12 protein-coding genes are annotated in these 15,515 nt (G+C 42.8%); 9 read left to right on the top strand and 3 right to left on the bottom strand.

The annotated features are described in order from the left end of the window. Nucleotides 1-16: 16 nt before the first annotated feature. Together fdxA and mutS are read right to left on the bottom strand one after the other, a co-directional pair. Entirely contained in the window at nt 17-340 is a 324-nt protein-coding gene (gene fdxA / locus A3729_RS28060; RefSeq protein WP_068510699.1) for a ferredoxin FdxA, read from the bottom strand. Between the two features lie 157 nt (nt 341-497). Beyond that, complete coding sequence (mutS, locus tag A3729_RS28065) at nt 498-3,128, bottom strand: DNA mismatch repair protein MutS (RefSeq protein ID WP_068510701.1); 2,631 nt, start codon at nt 3,126-3,128, stop codon at nt 498-500. A 782-nt stretch (nt 3,129-3,910) separates the two neighbouring features. Here mutS and A3729_RS28070 point away from each other — a divergent pair. From A3729_RS28070 to A3729_RS28105, 8 genes are all read left to right on the top strand, one after another. Beyond that, nucleotides 3,911-4,744: a hypothetical protein gene (locus A3729_RS28070; protein WP_068510704.1), complete on the top strand. Its 834-nt coding sequence runs from the start codon at nt 3,911-3,913 to the stop codon at nt 4,742-4,744. After that, complete coding sequence (locus A3729_RS28075; protein ID WP_068510706.1) at nt 4,744-6,432, top strand: GH3 auxin-responsive promoter family protein; 1,689 nt, start codon at nt 4,744-4,746, stop codon at nt 6,430-6,432. Before A3729_RS28070 ends, A3729_RS28075 begins: the two co-directional genes overlap by 1 nt. Beyond that, a complete protein-coding gene (locus A3729_RS28080) occupies nt 6,432-7,529 on the top strand; it encodes a hypothetical protein (RefSeq protein ID WP_068510708.1) in 1,098 nt (365 codons plus the stop codon). The genes A3729_RS28075 and A3729_RS28080 overlap by 1 nt, the downstream gene beginning before the upstream one ends. A 13-nt stretch (nt 7,530-7,542) precedes the next feature. After that, a complete protein-coding gene (locus A3729_RS28085) occupies nt 7,543-8,724 on the top strand; it encodes an efflux RND transporter periplasmic adaptor subunit (protein WP_068553539.1) in 1,182 nt (393 codons plus the stop codon). Further along, entirely contained in the window at nt 8,721-12,041 is a 3,321-nt protein-coding gene (locus A3729_RS28090) for an efflux RND transporter permease subunit (RefSeq protein ID WP_068510713.1), read from the top strand. The genes A3729_RS28085 and A3729_RS28090 overlap by 4 nt, the downstream gene beginning before the upstream one ends. Further along, nucleotides 12,038-13,141 (top strand): hypothetical protein, encoded by a 1,104-nt coding sequence (locus tag A3729_RS28095; protein ID WP_068510715.1) that lies wholly within the window; start codon nt 12,038-12,040, stop codon nt 13,139-13,141. The genes A3729_RS28090 and A3729_RS28095 overlap by 4 nt, the downstream gene beginning before the upstream one ends. Nucleotides 13,142-13,350: 209 nt before the next feature. After that, nucleotides 13,351-13,980, top strand: a complete 630-nt coding sequence (locus A3729_RS28100) for a DUF642 domain-containing protein (RefSeq protein WP_068510716.1) — start codon at nt 13,351-13,353, stop codon at nt 13,978-13,980. 126 nt (nt 13,981-14,106) lie between these two features. Beyond that, nucleotides 14,107-14,826 (top strand): hypothetical protein, encoded by a 720-nt coding sequence (locus A3729_RS28105; RefSeq protein ID WP_068510718.1) that lies wholly within the window; start codon nt 14,107-14,109, stop codon nt 14,824-14,826. Nucleotides 14,827-14,883: 57 nt separating this feature from the next. On the opposite strand, the gene A3729_RS28110 is transcribed toward A3729_RS28105, so the two are convergent. Then, nucleotides 14,884-15,150, bottom strand: coding sequence for a hypothetical protein (locus tag A3729_RS28110; RefSeq protein WP_068633325.1), 267 nt, complete (start codon nt 15,148-15,150; stop codon nt 14,884-14,886). Between the two features lie 220 nt (nt 15,151-15,370). Here A3729_RS28110 and A3729_RS34740 point away from each other — a divergent pair. Continuing rightward, nucleotides 15,371-15,515, top strand: a 145-nt coding sequence (locus tag A3729_RS34740) for a transposase (protein ID WP_156498189.1), incomplete at its 3' end; no start/stop codon positions are given.

Here is a 15,515-nt window from a genome sequence, read left to right on the forward strand (position 1 = left end):
AAGGCGACTAAAGAATTTACTTCTCTAGATATTGAAGCTTGTTAGGAACACCGTCCCACTCTTTAGCATCTGGAAGCGGGTCTTTTTGCTCGGTAATGCAGGGCCAAGTCTGACATAGCTCGGCGTTTAGCTCGATATACTGCGTCTGGTCGGCAGGCAATTCGTCCTCAGAAAAGATTGCATCAGCTGGGCATTCTGGCTCACAAAGTGCGCAATCGATACATTCGTCAGGATCGATTACCAGAAAGTTAGGGCCTTCATAGAAGCAGTCTACAGGACAAACTTCCACACAATCTGTGTACTTACACTTAACACAGTTATCGGTTACAACAAATGTCATATTGCTATTCCAGTGTTTGGTCTCATTAAAATTATGCGGTGTATTCTAATGTCAGATGTGACAGGGTTCAAGCTTAAACGCCTGTCATAGCGCAAATGTTACGATTATTGACTTAAAACACAAGTAAGTTAGCGCAAGAGACAAGGCATCATATAACTTAGTTGATCAATCTTCGTAGCTCATAAAGCTTATCCAATGCTTGCCTAGGGCTAAGCTCATCAGGGTCCAGGTTAGCAAATGCTTTCTCAATCAATGAAGGCTCTTGTGCAAACATATCACTTTGAAATGCATTTTGTTCTGAAATAGAGTCAGTAGCTTGTGTTGCAATATTGCTTGCAGTTATGGGCTCAGACGGCTCGCTTGTTTCCGTAGACTCCAAAGAACTTAGCTTTTCCTTCGCCTTCCCAATAACACTATCCGGAACACCTGCGAGCTGCGCGACCTGCAAACCGTAGCTTTGGCTTGCGGCGCCTTCAAGAACATTATGTAGAAAGATAATTCTATCTTCGTGCTCAGTAGCGCTCAGGTGAACGTTGACAACACTCTCGTGCTCTTCAGCAAGCTGCGTCATTTCGAAATAGTGAGTTGCGAACAAACTATAAGCTTGGATATTTTTAGCCAAATGCTCTGCACTAGACCATGCAAGCGACAAACCGTCGAAAGTGCTGGTACCTCTTCCTACTTCATCCATCAAGACCAGACTGTTTTCTGTAGCGTTATTCAAGATGTTCGCAGTCTCGGTCATCTCAACCATAAAAGTGGAGCGACCGCCTGCCGTATCGTCAGAACTTCCCATTCGTGTGAATATTTGGTCGATTTCACCTATTGAGGCTTTACCTGCTGGAACAAAACTTCCTGTACCTGCTAGCAATATAATCAGAGCAGCCTGGCGCATATAGGTAGACTTCCCCCCCATATTGGGCCCGGTAATCATAAGCATTTTTCGCTTTGGATCTAATATCAGATCGTTTGGCACAAAAGGCGCTGTACTGAGCTGTTCAACAATAAGGTGTCGGCCTTCTTCAATTAACAGGGTGTTACCCTGATTAAATTCCGGCCTATTGAGATTTAAAGTGTGAGCTCTTTCAGCAAAATTGCTAAGCACGTCGAGCTCAGAAAGCCCTTTTGCACACCTCTGAAGCGCGTCAATCGCCTCATTTAATTCATCAAGTAGGCTTTCGTAAAGGGCTTTCTCGCGCGATAAAGCGCGACTTTTACTGCTCAGCGCTTTATCCTCAAAAGCTTTCAGCTCTGGCGTTATAAAGCGCTCTGCATTTTTTAGCGTTTGACGCCTTATATATGCATCGGGCGCTTTATCTGACTGAGCTTTTGAAATCTCGATAAAGTAACCATGAACTCTATTGTAACCAACCTTCAAGGTCGAAAGCCCGGTTGCCTCCCGCTCCTGAGTCTCTAGATCGATTAAAAATTGACCGGCATTTTCACTGATATTGCGTAAGTCATCTAGCTCTGCGTCAAAACCATCTTTTATCACGCCGCCATCTCTAATAACGACGGGAGGGTTATCGATAATTGCTCGCTCTAATAACTCAGCTAAAGAGGGGTGTTCGGATATATCTTTAGCTACTTCACCAAGACTTGGGCAATCAACTGACCTTAAATCTGCCTGTATGGCGGGTAGTAGTATTAAAGTGTCTCTAAGTCGTGATAGGTCACGAGGGCGTGCAGATCTAAGCGCAATCCTGGCGAGTATACGCTGTACATCTCCGACTTGTTTTAAATTCGTTTGAATGGCGTCGTAGTTATAGGATTGCTCAAGTGAAGACACGCAATCTAGACGGGCATTCACAATTTCCCGGTCTCTTAAAGGGTGGTGGAGCCAGCGCCTAAGCAAGCGGCTACCCATTGCAGTTTTACAGGCATCCATTGCCCACGCCAAGGTGTGATTACTTTCGCCAGCAAGGTTGGTGTCAATTTCTAGGTTCTTGCGACTGGCTGCATCGAGTAGAATGTATTGACTACGCTCTTCTTTATTGATGGTGACAATATGAGGCAGCTCATTACGCTGAGTATCCTTTGCATACTGCAGCAGACAACCCGCCGCGCAGATAGCTAATTGCATCGAATCGATACCAAAGCCGCTTAAGTCTTTCGTTTTAAATTGAGTAGTCAATAAGCTTTTTGCGGAATCAAGATCATAAAGCCATGGAGCTTGGCGTCTAAGACCAGTTAAGTTCTCAAAAGCTCCTTCATATGGAAACTCTTCACTTATTAAAACTTCCGACGGTCTAATACGCTGCAACTCGCTTATTAGGTCGGGCAAGCCTCGAACTTGCGACACAGAAAAGCGTCCGCCACTCAGGTCTAGGTAGGCTAGACCAAAGGCTTCCTCATCACCAAAGGAAATTGAGCAGAGCAAATTGTCACGCCGCTCTTCTAGAAATGCCTCGTCAGTCAGCGTGCCGGGAGTGACAATTCTCATTACCTTACGCTCAACCGGCCCCTTGCTTGTTGCCGGGTCACCTGTTTGCTCGCAGACAGCAACCGACAAACCAGATCGAACAAGCTTTGCAATATAATTCTCAGCGGAGTGATAGGGGATACCCGCCATTGGAATAGGGTTGCCACCACTCTTACCGCGTGCCGTTAAAGTGATATCTAGCAATTGAGCCGCTTTTTTTGCGTCATCGTAGAACATCTCATAAAAATCGCCCATTCGATAAAAGACAAGCTCATTAGGGTGGTCCTTTTTAATGCGAAAATATTGCTGCATCATCGGAGTATGTTTAGATTCACTGTTTTTAGCTAACTCAGGACTTTTTGACATAATTCGGGAGAAGTTCTTTTTAATTGGTTGTATATGGACTTACCTAAAGCAAAGCATTAGACGCACAACTTGTTTTAACCTTAGAGGGGGTTCCAGCTGTAGCCGCGATATATAGATGCGACTTTATTGTCGACAGAATTCTAACAAATCACGTCTCTGTCTTACCAGAAAAAACGTAATCGAAAAATCATGTCAAACACTAGGTTTTATTCATTTTTAAGCTAACTCCGAATTATTTGTTCTTAGACATAAGCTAAAGAATCCCTCTTTTATTCTTCGTTAGATTAGCAGCAGGTACACCTAAATCATGTGTTTTTAGTTGTACGAAAAGCGACTCAGTTATCATATCTAAGCATACATGTGTGTTCCATTTATCATTTTCGTCTTTGGTGCACGTTAGTACTCTTGTTATAAAACACTTCTATTGTAAGATCACTTCGATATTTCAATAACCTTAAAATAAAAATGTAAATATTATTTATATCTGTTATTAATCAGATATTTATATCTCAGTGAAATCTAAAGCTCAGATAGCTGGAGCCCACTTAGGGTCGCGTCGAGTATCAAGATTTGTCTGTCTAATTATTACTAACGATAGATTAATCTGTTGCATTTTTATTATAGCGAACATTTGTCTGCTTTCGAGGTTTGAAATTGTATGTCAGAGAAAACTGAATTTTAGTTTTAGTGAATGCTGGGGGGCGTTTGCTATTGATCTGATTTAAATCGATATAGCCTTTTTATGTCTAGTGCATTATTAAGGTTTAAAGCAGGGAAATGGCATGACAAACAAAAATAAATTATCAACTCGCTTCTATTCAATAAAGAATATTTCTGTTCCTCAACTTATCGAAATGCATAAGTTATTTGTCCAGTATTACAATAACGCCGAGTTTGAAACGTTTGCGACAGATATGGGCAATAAAACGGGAGTTTTTATACTTGAGGATAAACTAAGCAAACGAATTATCGGTTTCTCAACATGGACCGAATTAGAGCTAGATCATGGTAATGAAAAAGCTATCGGTATATTCAGTGGTGATACCGTCGTTGATAAGGCGTATTGGGGAGATAAATCACTTCAAAAAGCTTTCGCAATAAAGTTATTTTCGACAAAACTCAAGAACCCTAGAAAGCATGTGTTCTGGCTACTAATTTCTAAGGGCTATAAAACCTACTTATTGATGACGAACAACTTTCACCAATTTTATCCCTGTCATCAACATCATAACCCGAAGCTAGAGAGTATTGTTGATGAATACTGTAACAAGCTTTATCCGAGCGCTTACTGTTCAAAAAGCCGCTTACTCGATTTTGGTGACGAATATCAAAACCTCAAGGAAGGTGTTGCCTGCATTACGCCAGAAATGAGAGATGAAAACCGTGATATCGACCACTTCGCAAAACTTAACCCAACGTGGGAGAAAGGTACTGAACTACCTTGCGCGGGCGAAGTAACTATAAGTATGTTACTCGATTTCATGCAGCGTAATATGATTCCTTTCAAGAAAAAACAGAGTCGGCAGAGTCTTCGTCAAAAAGCAGGTCAGGTCAGCAAAGAGCTGGGTGATGATTTGCGCCAAAGAGCTGATTCACAGAATTTGGAGCTATCTTAATGTCATTTCTCGGCTCGCTTGCTTCGAAAGGTTTGCATGTTGCGTCACACGCGCTATCCAACAAGGGTGGCGCAAGATTCCGCAGCGCTTGTCGTTCAGTAGAAGAGTCGCAATTATCGATTCTTCAGGGAATACTAGAAAGCGTTTCAGGAACTGAATCCGCAGCCAAGTATCACCTTAGGGAAAATAGCAGCCTCTCCGAGTTCCAAACATTGCCAATTAGCGATTATGATGTTTGGCACGAGCAAATAGAGCGCCAGCAAGCCGGCCGAGAAAATGTTTTAAGCAACATCAAGTGCGAGCGTTATCAGCCCACGAGTGGTTCCACCTCTAAAATGAAGTGGATTCCCTACAATCAAGCCTTCCTCGATGAATTAGATCAGGCAATTAGTCCCTGGATGGCAGACTTATACCGACAATTTCCTGAGATAAAGCAAGGCAAACATTATTGGTCTTTGTCATGGGTCCCGAGCGATCTAAGGAATAAACTTACGAGCAGCATTAACGATGACTTGCAACTTCTCCCTTGGTGGAAGCGTTTGTTTATGTCAGGGACAATGGCTGTTCCTGAAGCCATTTCACTTGCGAATACTTCTGAGGAATCCTCAATTGCAACGGCATGCTATTTAGTTGCTTGCCGGGACTTGTCGTTTATCTCGGTATGGAGCCCAACCTTTGCGCTAAGCCTGTTACAGTTAATCAAAGATAAGCAGCCTCTTATCGTTGAAGTACTAAACTCCGGTCAGTGGCCTGAGACTCTTTCTGGCTTATCACATCTATCCGCACCCAAAAACCCTGACGCCGCTAAGTCGTTAGATGCTTGGGATGGTGAGTTAAGTGCTAAAATGACAAGTATGCTTTGGCCCAAACTTGGTCTCATCAGTGCTTGGGACACCTCATCATCTAAAATTTGGGCGAACAAACTACGCGACTTGTTTCCCCATTGTCGTTTTCAAGGAAAGGGCCTTTGGGCCACTGAAGGCGTCATTAGCTTCCCGTTTCAGGGGAAATACCCATTAGCACTGACTAGTCACTTTTATGAGTTTGAGGACCTGGACACCAATCAAATACATACTAGCTGGCAGCTAACGGAGGGCCAGAATGTACGTCCCATTCTAAGTAGCTCTAATGGTTTACTTCGCTACGCGATGAATGACCAGCTGAAGGTAACCGGCTTTTTAGATCAATGCCCTTGCTTTGAATTCATTGGACGCCTTAGTGGTGTTGATATGGTGGGTGAGAAACTGTCGCCAGAGCTGGCAGTTAATATTATTAATGAGTTTTCCATGCATGACGCTATTTTGCCAATAAGCTTACTCGCGCTCCCTTCTTATTCTGAAGCAAACTTACCTCGCTATGCTTTGTTATGCGAAAACCAGGCTACATATAACAGACTTAACACTTGCGAGCAGAAAAACCTACAGGTCGAACTTGATCGCGAACTAGAAGAATTTTTGCTCCAGAACTTTCACTATAAACTTGCTCGCGAACTTGGTCAGCTCGATCATGCGCACGTTTTGCTCATGGAAGATGCCATGCAGGTTTATACCTCGCATAAGATAGCGCGTGGCATGGTGGCTGGTAACGTTAAAATTGAACCTCTGGTACTTTGGCAAAACGAACTATTCTCTCCTCAATGCTCGAGCGCAAGCAATGAACAGCAAAACAGAGTCGAGGCCGTAAGCTAATGAGCCAGCGCTACGAAATTCGCCCCGCCGAAGATGGTGATTCAGCTGCACTACTACGCCTGATTGATCAAACGCCACAGGAAGGAGAAGTGCACCTGAATTTTGAGCGCGCACCTAACTTTTTTCATGCAACAAAGGTGACCACAACAGATCCGGATGTTTGGGTCATGATTGATCATAAAACAGAGACCTTGTTGGCCTCATTCAGTATTGGTAAGCGCGAAGTTTATGTCGACGGCGAAAAAAGATTAACCCGTTACGGCAATGATCTACGTATTCACCAGGATTATCGTGGCGGAAGGACACTGTTACGTTTATTCAAAAAGTATCGAGAACTGATGCAGGATGAGTGGATGCAGACTGTGATATTGGACGAGAATAAAGCCTCTATCAACTCAGTCGGAAGTGGCCGTCTAAGTTTGCCGACTTATCACCAGGCCGGACAATTTCGTACTTATATGGTAGATCTGTATAAGAAGCAGCATAAAGCCACAACACTTTTAGTGCGACGAGCTAGCAATGCCGATAAAGCTCAGATGCAGTCTTTTTTCGATAAGCATGCGCCATCAAAGCAATTTTACCCTGTCTATGACTTTTCAAAAATTGGCACCAAAGACAATTACTATCGCGGGGTCGATATCGAAAATTATTTCCTCGCTTATGATGACGATGAACTTATCGGTATGTGCGCCGTATGGAACCAAAAAGATTTTAAACAAACGCGCTTTGTATCCTACCAAGGCAAGATGAAAGCCCTCAGGCACATCAATAATATTAAGAGTAAATTCTTTGGCGGCCTCCAGCTACCAAGTCCTGGAAGTTTAGCGAGCTACCTTAGCCTTCACACGGTTCTTTGTGCCGACAACCGGATTGATATCTTTCAAGATTTGCTGAGCTGCATCCTTAAAACCTATCACGCAAGTGATTATGAGGCGCTTATCTTTGGTTTTGATACGCGCGACCCTTTACACGAAGTTGCAAAAAACTTGAAGGCATATCAGCTTTTAAGTAATCACTATCTCGCTAGTTATGGCGATGACCCGAGCAAAGAAATGAAGCAACAGGGCTTGTTTTATCTCGAACCAACACGTCTATAATTAGCAGTAAGTTATGATGCAGTATCTAAAAAAATATCGTTCCGTCTTCCTCGCGCTTATCGTCGCGCTTGGCCTGATTTCTTGGCTCTACGATAACGCACCCGAGCCTGAGCAAAGTACTCAACAGAACCTGGCGCCAAGAGTTCCTTACACAGAGGTAATCGAAAGCAGCCAAGCGATTCCAATCTATAGTCGCGGTAGAGTATCTGCCTCAGAAGTTCGTCAGATTACCAATCAGGTACCCGGCCTGGTCAAACGTGTCAGCAAAGAGCTTAGTATAGGCGCAAGGGTCAAGCAGGGCGACATTCTCATTGAACTTGAACAACAGCCTTTTGTACTCGATATCGCACAAAAACAAGCTGAACTTGACCGAACTAAACTTGAATTAGTCAGAGTTAAAGCAAAGGCGGCTGTCGCACAAAAAGGCCTAAAACGAAACGCAACTGACTATGCGCGTCATATACCACAGGTGCGCCATGCCAGCAGTCAAGTTTCGGCCGCGGAAGCCGCCTTAGCTTATGCAAAACAACAACTCAAGAAGACTGTAATCAGAGCACCAATAGATGGCAAAGTCATTAAACTGAGTATTACTGAAGGCGAGTACATACTGGCTACCTCAAATGTTGCAACAATCTATGGGACTGACGAAGTTGAAGTCCGACTCCCGTTAAATGACCAGCAAATTGAAATTCTCGGTCTAAATCATAAAGGCTACTTGGGCAAAACAAGTAAACCTATTGCTAGCTTGAACAGCTATCAAAACCCGACAAAACAATGGCAAGGACTTATCGACCGAATTGAAGGGGAGCGCGATAGAAATCAGCTTCTTTATGTTATTGCGCAAGTTTCAAGCAATAACGCTTCAAACAAATCTAGCAAGAGCTTACTACCAGGCTCCTTTGTTGAAGCAAGGATCGAAGGGCAAGTAATCAATAATTTAAAGCTAATTCCTCGTAGTGCTGAACCTGCCAACAACACTGTTTGGACGATTGATAACGATATGCGCTTACACAGAAAAAATATCGAACTAGTGTATCGTGGCAAAGAGCTATCCTTCGTAAAGGCGGGATTAAATGCAAACGAACGTATCGTTACCGGTTCATTTCATTTAATGGCAGAAGGTATGAAAGTTGAGCCTTACCTAGCCAATGATCTCGCGCTTATTGAGCACCCTGTAGCGAGTACAATTCAATGAAAGGTGCGATCGCATGGTTTGCACATAATCCGGTTGCCGCCAACTTGCTTATGTTTACCGTGTTTGCCTTGGGTTATATCAGCCTGCCCGATATTCGCAAAGAGCTGATCCCAAATGTGTCCCTTGAACGTATTGGGATAGATACGAGCCTGCCTGGTGCGTCAGTTGAAACCATAGAATCTAGCATCTGCAAGCCAATCGAAAACCAGATTTATGATATTGAGGGCACACTTGAGCTTAGCGCTATTGCGCATGAGGGTTTTTGCTCAATGACTCTTGACGTAGCAGACGGCTACCTCACGAAAGATATACTAGATACAGTTAAAAGCCGTCTCGAAAACTATGATGCCTTACCAGACGAGGCAGAAGAGCCAACCGTCAAGGAATTGATTGTACGTAATCGCGTTAGTAAATTAATTCTCAGTGGCACCGCGGACTACGCTAGCATGAGCAAGATGGCGCGAAGCATACGCAGTGAAATCCTCGAAAACGATAACATCAGCATCATCGACCTAGAAGACGTTAAAGACTCTGAAATACAAGTCTATATCCCGGCACATAACTTAGAGCAATATCAAGTTAGCTTCGAAGAGATCAGTCGTCTAATTAGGCAACAATCAAATCAGTTACCAGGTGGCGTATTAAAAACCCATGACGGTGACGTACTAATCACCAGTGATGCTAAAAAAAGTGATGCAGAGGGTTATCGAAATATCATTATTGCCTCGAATGCTGACGGTGCCGAGGTAAGACTAGGCGATATTGCGAGCATCATCGACAACCGAAATAGCCCGCAAAGTCAGGCATCCTTTGACCACCGTGCAGCGGTTTCTCTCGATGTCTATCGTGTTGGCAATCAGAGTATTGTTACCATTGCCGAGGCAATTAAAGGCTATATAAAGCAAAAGCAACTGCCTGACAACATGCACTTATACGTTTGGCAGGACGAAGCAAAAAACTTTAAAAGCCGCATTGATTTATTGCTGGAAAATGCATTCAGCGGCCTCTTGCTACTCTTTGCGCTCTTGGTTCTGTTTCTTAATTTACGTCTCTCATTTTGGGTCAGCCTGGGAATACCATTTTCGTTTTTTGGCAGTCTGTTATTAATGCCCTCACTGGATGTATCCATCAATATTGTGTCACTGTTTGCTTTCATACTAGTGCTGGGCATTGTGGTCGATGACGCAGTGATCGTTGGGGAGTCAATTCATAGCCAGAATCAGGCAGGAAAATATGGTAGTGAAGGCGCGCTTGCTGGTGTCTATGACGTATATAAACCGATACTTTTTGCAGTCACTACAACCATTGTAGCCTTTTTGCCTTTACTGTTCTTACCAGGCCCCGAGGGTCAGTTAATGCAGGCGATACCTATTATAGTTATTTGTATTCTAGTGTTTTCGCTCTTGGAATCGATCTTTATTCTACCTGCGCACTTATCCCGTAAGGCATCAACATCAAGCGACGAAAAGAAAGACAGTCTGTTAAGTAAAATACAAAAGCAATTCAGCCAACACCTCGATAAATTAAACCAAGGTTTATATCAACCTTTATTAGTGATGGCTCTAAAACATAAAGAACTGGTTATCGTTAGTTTTAGCTTAATGTTTATCATCTTTATGGTCTTACTATCGACTGGTTGGATGAGAGTGGCGTTGGGCGTCGCGATTGATGCAGAGGTTGTTAATGCCTCAGTTGCTTTTCCGGAGGGCGCTTCACGCAAAAAAACTGAAGCTGCAGTGAATAAAATGTTGAAGGCAGCGGAAGATTTGCGTATTGAGCTAAACGAGTCTTCTTCGCCCAGTATTAGTGAACCTGTAATCTTGCACGTTTATTCGGTTATCGGCCCAACGCTTAAGATATCGAATCAGGAAAACAAACAAAACCTTGATCATACCGCCCAAGTAACGCTAGAACTGTCTGACTCAAAAACGAGAGAGCGTAGCGGTCAGGAAGTCTTAAACCGTTGGCGCGAGTTGATTGGCCGTATTGATGGAGCAAGCAAGCTTAGTTTTAGTTCTAGCCTAAGCCCCTCAAAGCCTGATATCAATATTGAGCTTTCCGGTTATGATCGCTTACAGCTTGAAACTGCTGCGAAACAGTTAAAGGATAAACTGAGTCATTACAGCGGAACTTATGACTTGGCAGACTCCCTTAATGAAAAGAAAAAACAGGCGCAGATCACCTTAAAGGATAACGCTATTTCACTTGGACTAACGCTTGAGCAGGTTATCAGGCAAGTCAATAGGGCGTATCAGGGTGAAGTGGTGCAAACGATCCAAACGCAAGATGATGAAGTCGATGTCTGGCTAGGCTTGCCTGAAGAAGAACGAGCTTCGATGTGGTACCTGGAGCACCTGCCAATTTTGATAGCAGATGGCAGCTATATAGACTTGTCAATAATTGCTGATATTCACTTCCGACAGGCACCGAATAATATTCGCCGCTATGAGCGCAAGCGAGTGGTGACCGTGAGCGCATACGTCAATACAGAACATAACTCGGTTTACAATATTCAAAAGGACCTTAAAGAACACTACCTCGACACGCTAGTCGCGCAATATCCAGATATGAAGTGGGGAACCGCAGGTAAACAAAAAAGTATTGTGGCGTTTTTAGATATTCTGTTTAACGGTTATCTAATCGCTATCTTCGTAATGTATTTGATGATGGCGGTTTTATTCTCGTCTTACAGTCAGCCCTTATTGGTTTTGTTTGCAATCCCTTTTGGAATTCTAGGCTCACTTTTCGGTCATATGTTATTAAATCTGGAATTAACGCTTTGGTCATTCATAGGTATGGTGGCGGTCAGCGGTATTGTCGTCAATGACAACCTGGTCTTGATGGACTGTATTAATGAGCTGCGCAAGAAGGGCGTGAATATCTTTAGTGCAGTATGCGAAGCTGGCAAGAAACGCTTCAGGCCAATACTCTTAACGTCAATTACAACGTTTGCAGGCTTAACACCTTTGATCCTGGAAACCAGCATTCAGGCTAAGTTTTTAATACCCATGGCCGTATCGCTGGCCTTTGGGGTTATTTTTGCAACACTGATCAGCTTGCTTTTAGTGCCCGCAAGCTACCTATTACTGGATCAATATATCAAGAGCCTAAGCACCGCTAGCAAACAGGTAACGAATAATGCGCTCGACTCCGAGAGCGTTGAAGACGCCTATCAACGCGGTTTTGAGCAGGGCAGTCGAGCGAAGAAGAAATCACAGAGCCCATATAATGATGAGGTATTAACTTCAAGCTGGGAAGCAGGTTGGCTTGATGCGAAAAATACCCTTAACGTTCTCAAGACGGATCAGGCATCATGAGTATATTTCAACGTCACCCGAAAGATCATGTTGCCTTATGGTTTGAACAAAGGCGCAAGCTAGGCGTAAGTGATGACATATATTGGGGGCGATATACGCCTCACACCTCAGAGCAAGAAGAAGCGCTAAAAGTAGATATCTTCCAGCACGCCAATGGTGACGGCATGAGCATAATGAAGCACATGCTGAACGATCTCGGTTTCACCAGTGTGAAGATCCCTAAGTGTAGAGAAACCGGTGAACCTGACACTCAAGAATTGAAAGCGATCAAAGCAAAAGTTCAACCTTACCCTAAAAGGGTCAAATGGCGTTTTTGGAAAGCGGATAATCAAGTAAGCCAAAATTCGGTAGACACTCTATTTTTTGATCGTTATGAAACCGCAGCTATCGAACAACGAGCAAAATCTCTCGATATCCCTTTAACAACCTTTATACTATGGGCGCTAAACCGCTCGGCTGCCAAGCATTTACTTGCAGATTCAAAAAACTGCAATCAAAGCTATTCGTGGTTTTATCCCGTTAATTTAAGGGGGGCAGCTAATTTTGGAACCGACTCAGACTATGCAAATTTCTCCAGTGGATTTTATATCCCTCTCGAAGCGGATATTTCACCTACCCAGTTAAACGACAGAATTCGCGAGCGGCTAAAGTCACGCGAGCATTGGCTGCACTGGCAACAAGCCAAGATAGCTAAATATCTACCTGGCTTTATGATTAGATTTTTATATCGCTACCTCAGCAATAAATCCTTTTACGCTGGCAATTTCTCCGCAATGGGGAACTGGTTAGATGAAGATACCTCTGCCTTACCGAGCAAACAGGCAGAAGCGGTTTCAGCATTACAAAAAGAACGCTGGTTTTGCTGTGCACCAGGAACAAAGAACTATCCGATATCAAGCTGCGTCATGAAGTGGAATGGTCAGCTCGGTTTAACGCTTAAGCTTCATTCTTCGATCGTAAAGGATGACAAGGTTTCGCTTGAAACGCTTTGTGATTGGGGTAATGAGCTTTTTGAAGATAATCTCTTCGACATCAATAGCGCTGTAGGTCGCAATCAAATTGTTTCTTATAAATACACCGACCATTGCCAAGGTATTTAACATTATAATATCCGTATTACCAATGCGGTTTGTAAGACGAAGTCATTAGATTCACTAGTTCACAAAATCTTGAAGCTGGCTAAATTTACGTCAGCTTATTTTACACATCGATCAATCAATACTAGAAAACATCAATAAAAACAAAAAGATAAACTTCTGGCGCATCTATTGCTTTCCTATAGTTATTATTCATTAAATTAGGCTGTATTATGAAAAATTTAACAAAGTTGTTCGGTTCAATCTGTTTAACTACTGCTGTATCTATGAGTGCTCAAGCTAATCTTATAGAAAATGGCAGCTTCGAAGATATTGGTAACGAAGCAGCACTTGGCGGGTATGGAAGCGCAGCTACGTGGCAGATTTATTCTAGCATTCCAAATTGGGACGCCAGCCAGAATGTTGAAATATGGTCTAACAATTTTATCGTACCTGCCGATGATGGAATTAGAGTATTAGAACTTAATGCGCACCCTGGAGACGCTAATGGTCAGTTCTCTATCTTCCAAGACTTCGCGACGACAGCAGGTCAGGCCTACGAGTTAAGTTTTGCTGGTCGCCGCCGCCAAGCTAACTCTGATGAAGCTTTCTCAGTCAGTGTTGGTGACCTTTCAGATTCTGTTTATAACCAATCATGGGGTAACTGGAATCAGTATACTTATCAATTCACAGCTACTAGCTCGCTTTCTACCTTAACATTCACATCCTTAGATGGCGGAAGAGATACAACAGGTAATATTTTTGACGACGTTAAAGTTACTGCAGTTTCAGAACCTGGCACCATTGCTTTGTTTGCATTAGGTTTGGCAGGACTAGTTGCCACACGTAAAAAAATGAAATAACAATACCTTTGTAGTTTCTAAAAAGCCGCACTTAAATGCGGCTTTTTTTTAATTCCGTTCTTTATTTCTTTGAAAATATCCAAGTCGCTTCTAAGCTTAGTTTAAACACTAACTTAACTGACGACTATGACAAAACCCATCGCATTTCTAATCCACTTTCTTATTAGTCTCGCTATCGTATCGATAGTTTACTTTTTTATCAGATTCCAAATTTATCCTGACTTCTACTTCAAAATACAGGGTATATCAGAAATCATTCTAATCCTGTTTGCTGTAGACGTGATACTAGGGCCACTACTTACTTTTGTCGTATATAAAAAAGGTAAGAAGAGTCTAAAGTTTGACCTGTCAGTGATTGCATTATTCCAAATAGCAGCGCTTGTATATGGGTTTCAGACCATCTACAAGGAAAGGCCTTTATCAGCATTACTTGTCAATAACTCATTTGAGATCCAAACCGCATCGAATTACGATATGACAGCTGTTGACCCTAATATTATCGATACTAGCTTGGCTTCAGCACCAAAGTTCCACGTTTTAACCGGTACAACCGAAGTTAGAATAGCGATCACTGTTCATGCATTTACCGGTGAAGGGGATACAGATTATCTACAGAACATGGATTATTATCATGAGCTAGGCGAGCAAAAAGAACGCATCAAGCAAGCAGCTCTTGAAGAAGTCTACCTTAAGAAGATTTATAAGGATCAAGAGTTTGATACAGGCAAATACTTCTATATCCGCATAATTGGGAAATCAGGCTTTGGTTTGGCAAAGCTCGACAAGAATACCTATGAAGTCCTTGAAATTTTTGCTTTGACAGATTTCGACATGAACACTTTGTGAACTGCAAATAATGCATTAAGGCGATAATCTAAGCTTTTATCACCTTAATGCGCAGCCCTAAGACTTTGCGCTGATGTGTTCAGCATCATCCTTGGAAAACGGATTAGTAATAGTCGAGCTAGAACCTTGAAGTACCGCCTCGGGGTGCCTTATTTCCATAATGCACTTTATGCGTTGTTCATCCTTCGTGTTAACATCCACTAAGATCAAGTGCTGACCTTCAATAATTTGTTCGTGAAACTTCTGGATCTTGTAGTGTTCAGTATTGAGCCCACCAACACCGCCAAACCACGCACCAAAGAACATGCTAAAGATCGCGATCACTAGCCATGCATTGAAGCTAAACTCCTCGATATAAGTAAAGGGGACTAAAAAAACAGCCCAATCATCCCACCGGACAATAAGCCTCGCTCTACAAAGCGCACGAAGTCGGTACGCTGAAGTGCACTCGCAGAGTGGAGATGATGACTATCCCCCTGTGTCAGGATAGTTGTCGCCTCTGTTAATTTTTAATAATTGAATAGGAGGCGGTAAGAGAATATGAGTGAAGCATTATTCAAAAGAGTTTAAAGAAGCCATTGTTAAGAAGTGGCTTGAAAGTGGGTTATCATTAAGAACGTTTTCAGCCCAGGAAAACATAAACCTATCCACCTTGTATTCCTGGCGAGATAAATTTCAATTACCAGGTT

The organism is Oleiphilus sp. HI0043, assembly GCF_001634935.1.

Bases quoted from the DNA above. Each gene is read 5' to 3' on its own strand.
- fdxA (WP_068510699.1), bottom strand. From the start codon at position 340: ATGACATTTGTTGTAACCGATAACTGTGTTAAGTGTAAGTACACAGAT.
- mutS (WP_068510701.1), bottom strand. From the start codon at position 3,128: ATGTCAAAAAGTCCTGAGTTAGCTAAAAACAGTGAATCTAAACATACT.
- A3729_RS28070 (WP_068510704.1), top strand. From the start codon at position 3,911: ATGACAAACAAAAATAAATTATCAACTCGCTTCTATTCAATAAAGAAT.
- A3729_RS28075 (WP_068510706.1), top strand. From the start codon at position 4,744: ATGTCATTTCTCGGCTCGCTTGCTTCGAAAGGTTTGCATGTTGCGTCA.
- A3729_RS28080 (WP_068510708.1), top strand. From the start codon at position 6,432: ATGAGCCAGCGCTACGAAATTCGCCCCGCCGAAGATGGTGATTCAGCT.
- A3729_RS28085 (WP_068553539.1), top strand. From the start codon at position 7,543: ATGATGCAGTATCTAAAAAAATATCGTTCCGTCTTCCTCGCGCTTATC.
- A3729_RS28090 (WP_068510713.1), top strand. From the start codon at position 8,721: ATGAAAGGTGCGATCGCATGGTTTGCACATAATCCGGTTGCCGCCAAC.
- A3729_RS28095 (WP_068510715.1), top strand. From the start codon at position 12,038: ATGAGTATATTTCAACGTCACCCGAAAGATCATGTTGCCTTATGGTTT.
- A3729_RS28100 (WP_068510716.1), top strand. From the start codon at position 13,351: ATGAAAAATTTAACAAAGTTGTTCGGTTCAATCTGTTTAACTACTGCT.
- A3729_RS28105 (WP_068510718.1), top strand. From the start codon at position 14,107: ATGACAAAACCCATCGCATTTCTAATCCACTTTCTTATTAGTCTCGCT.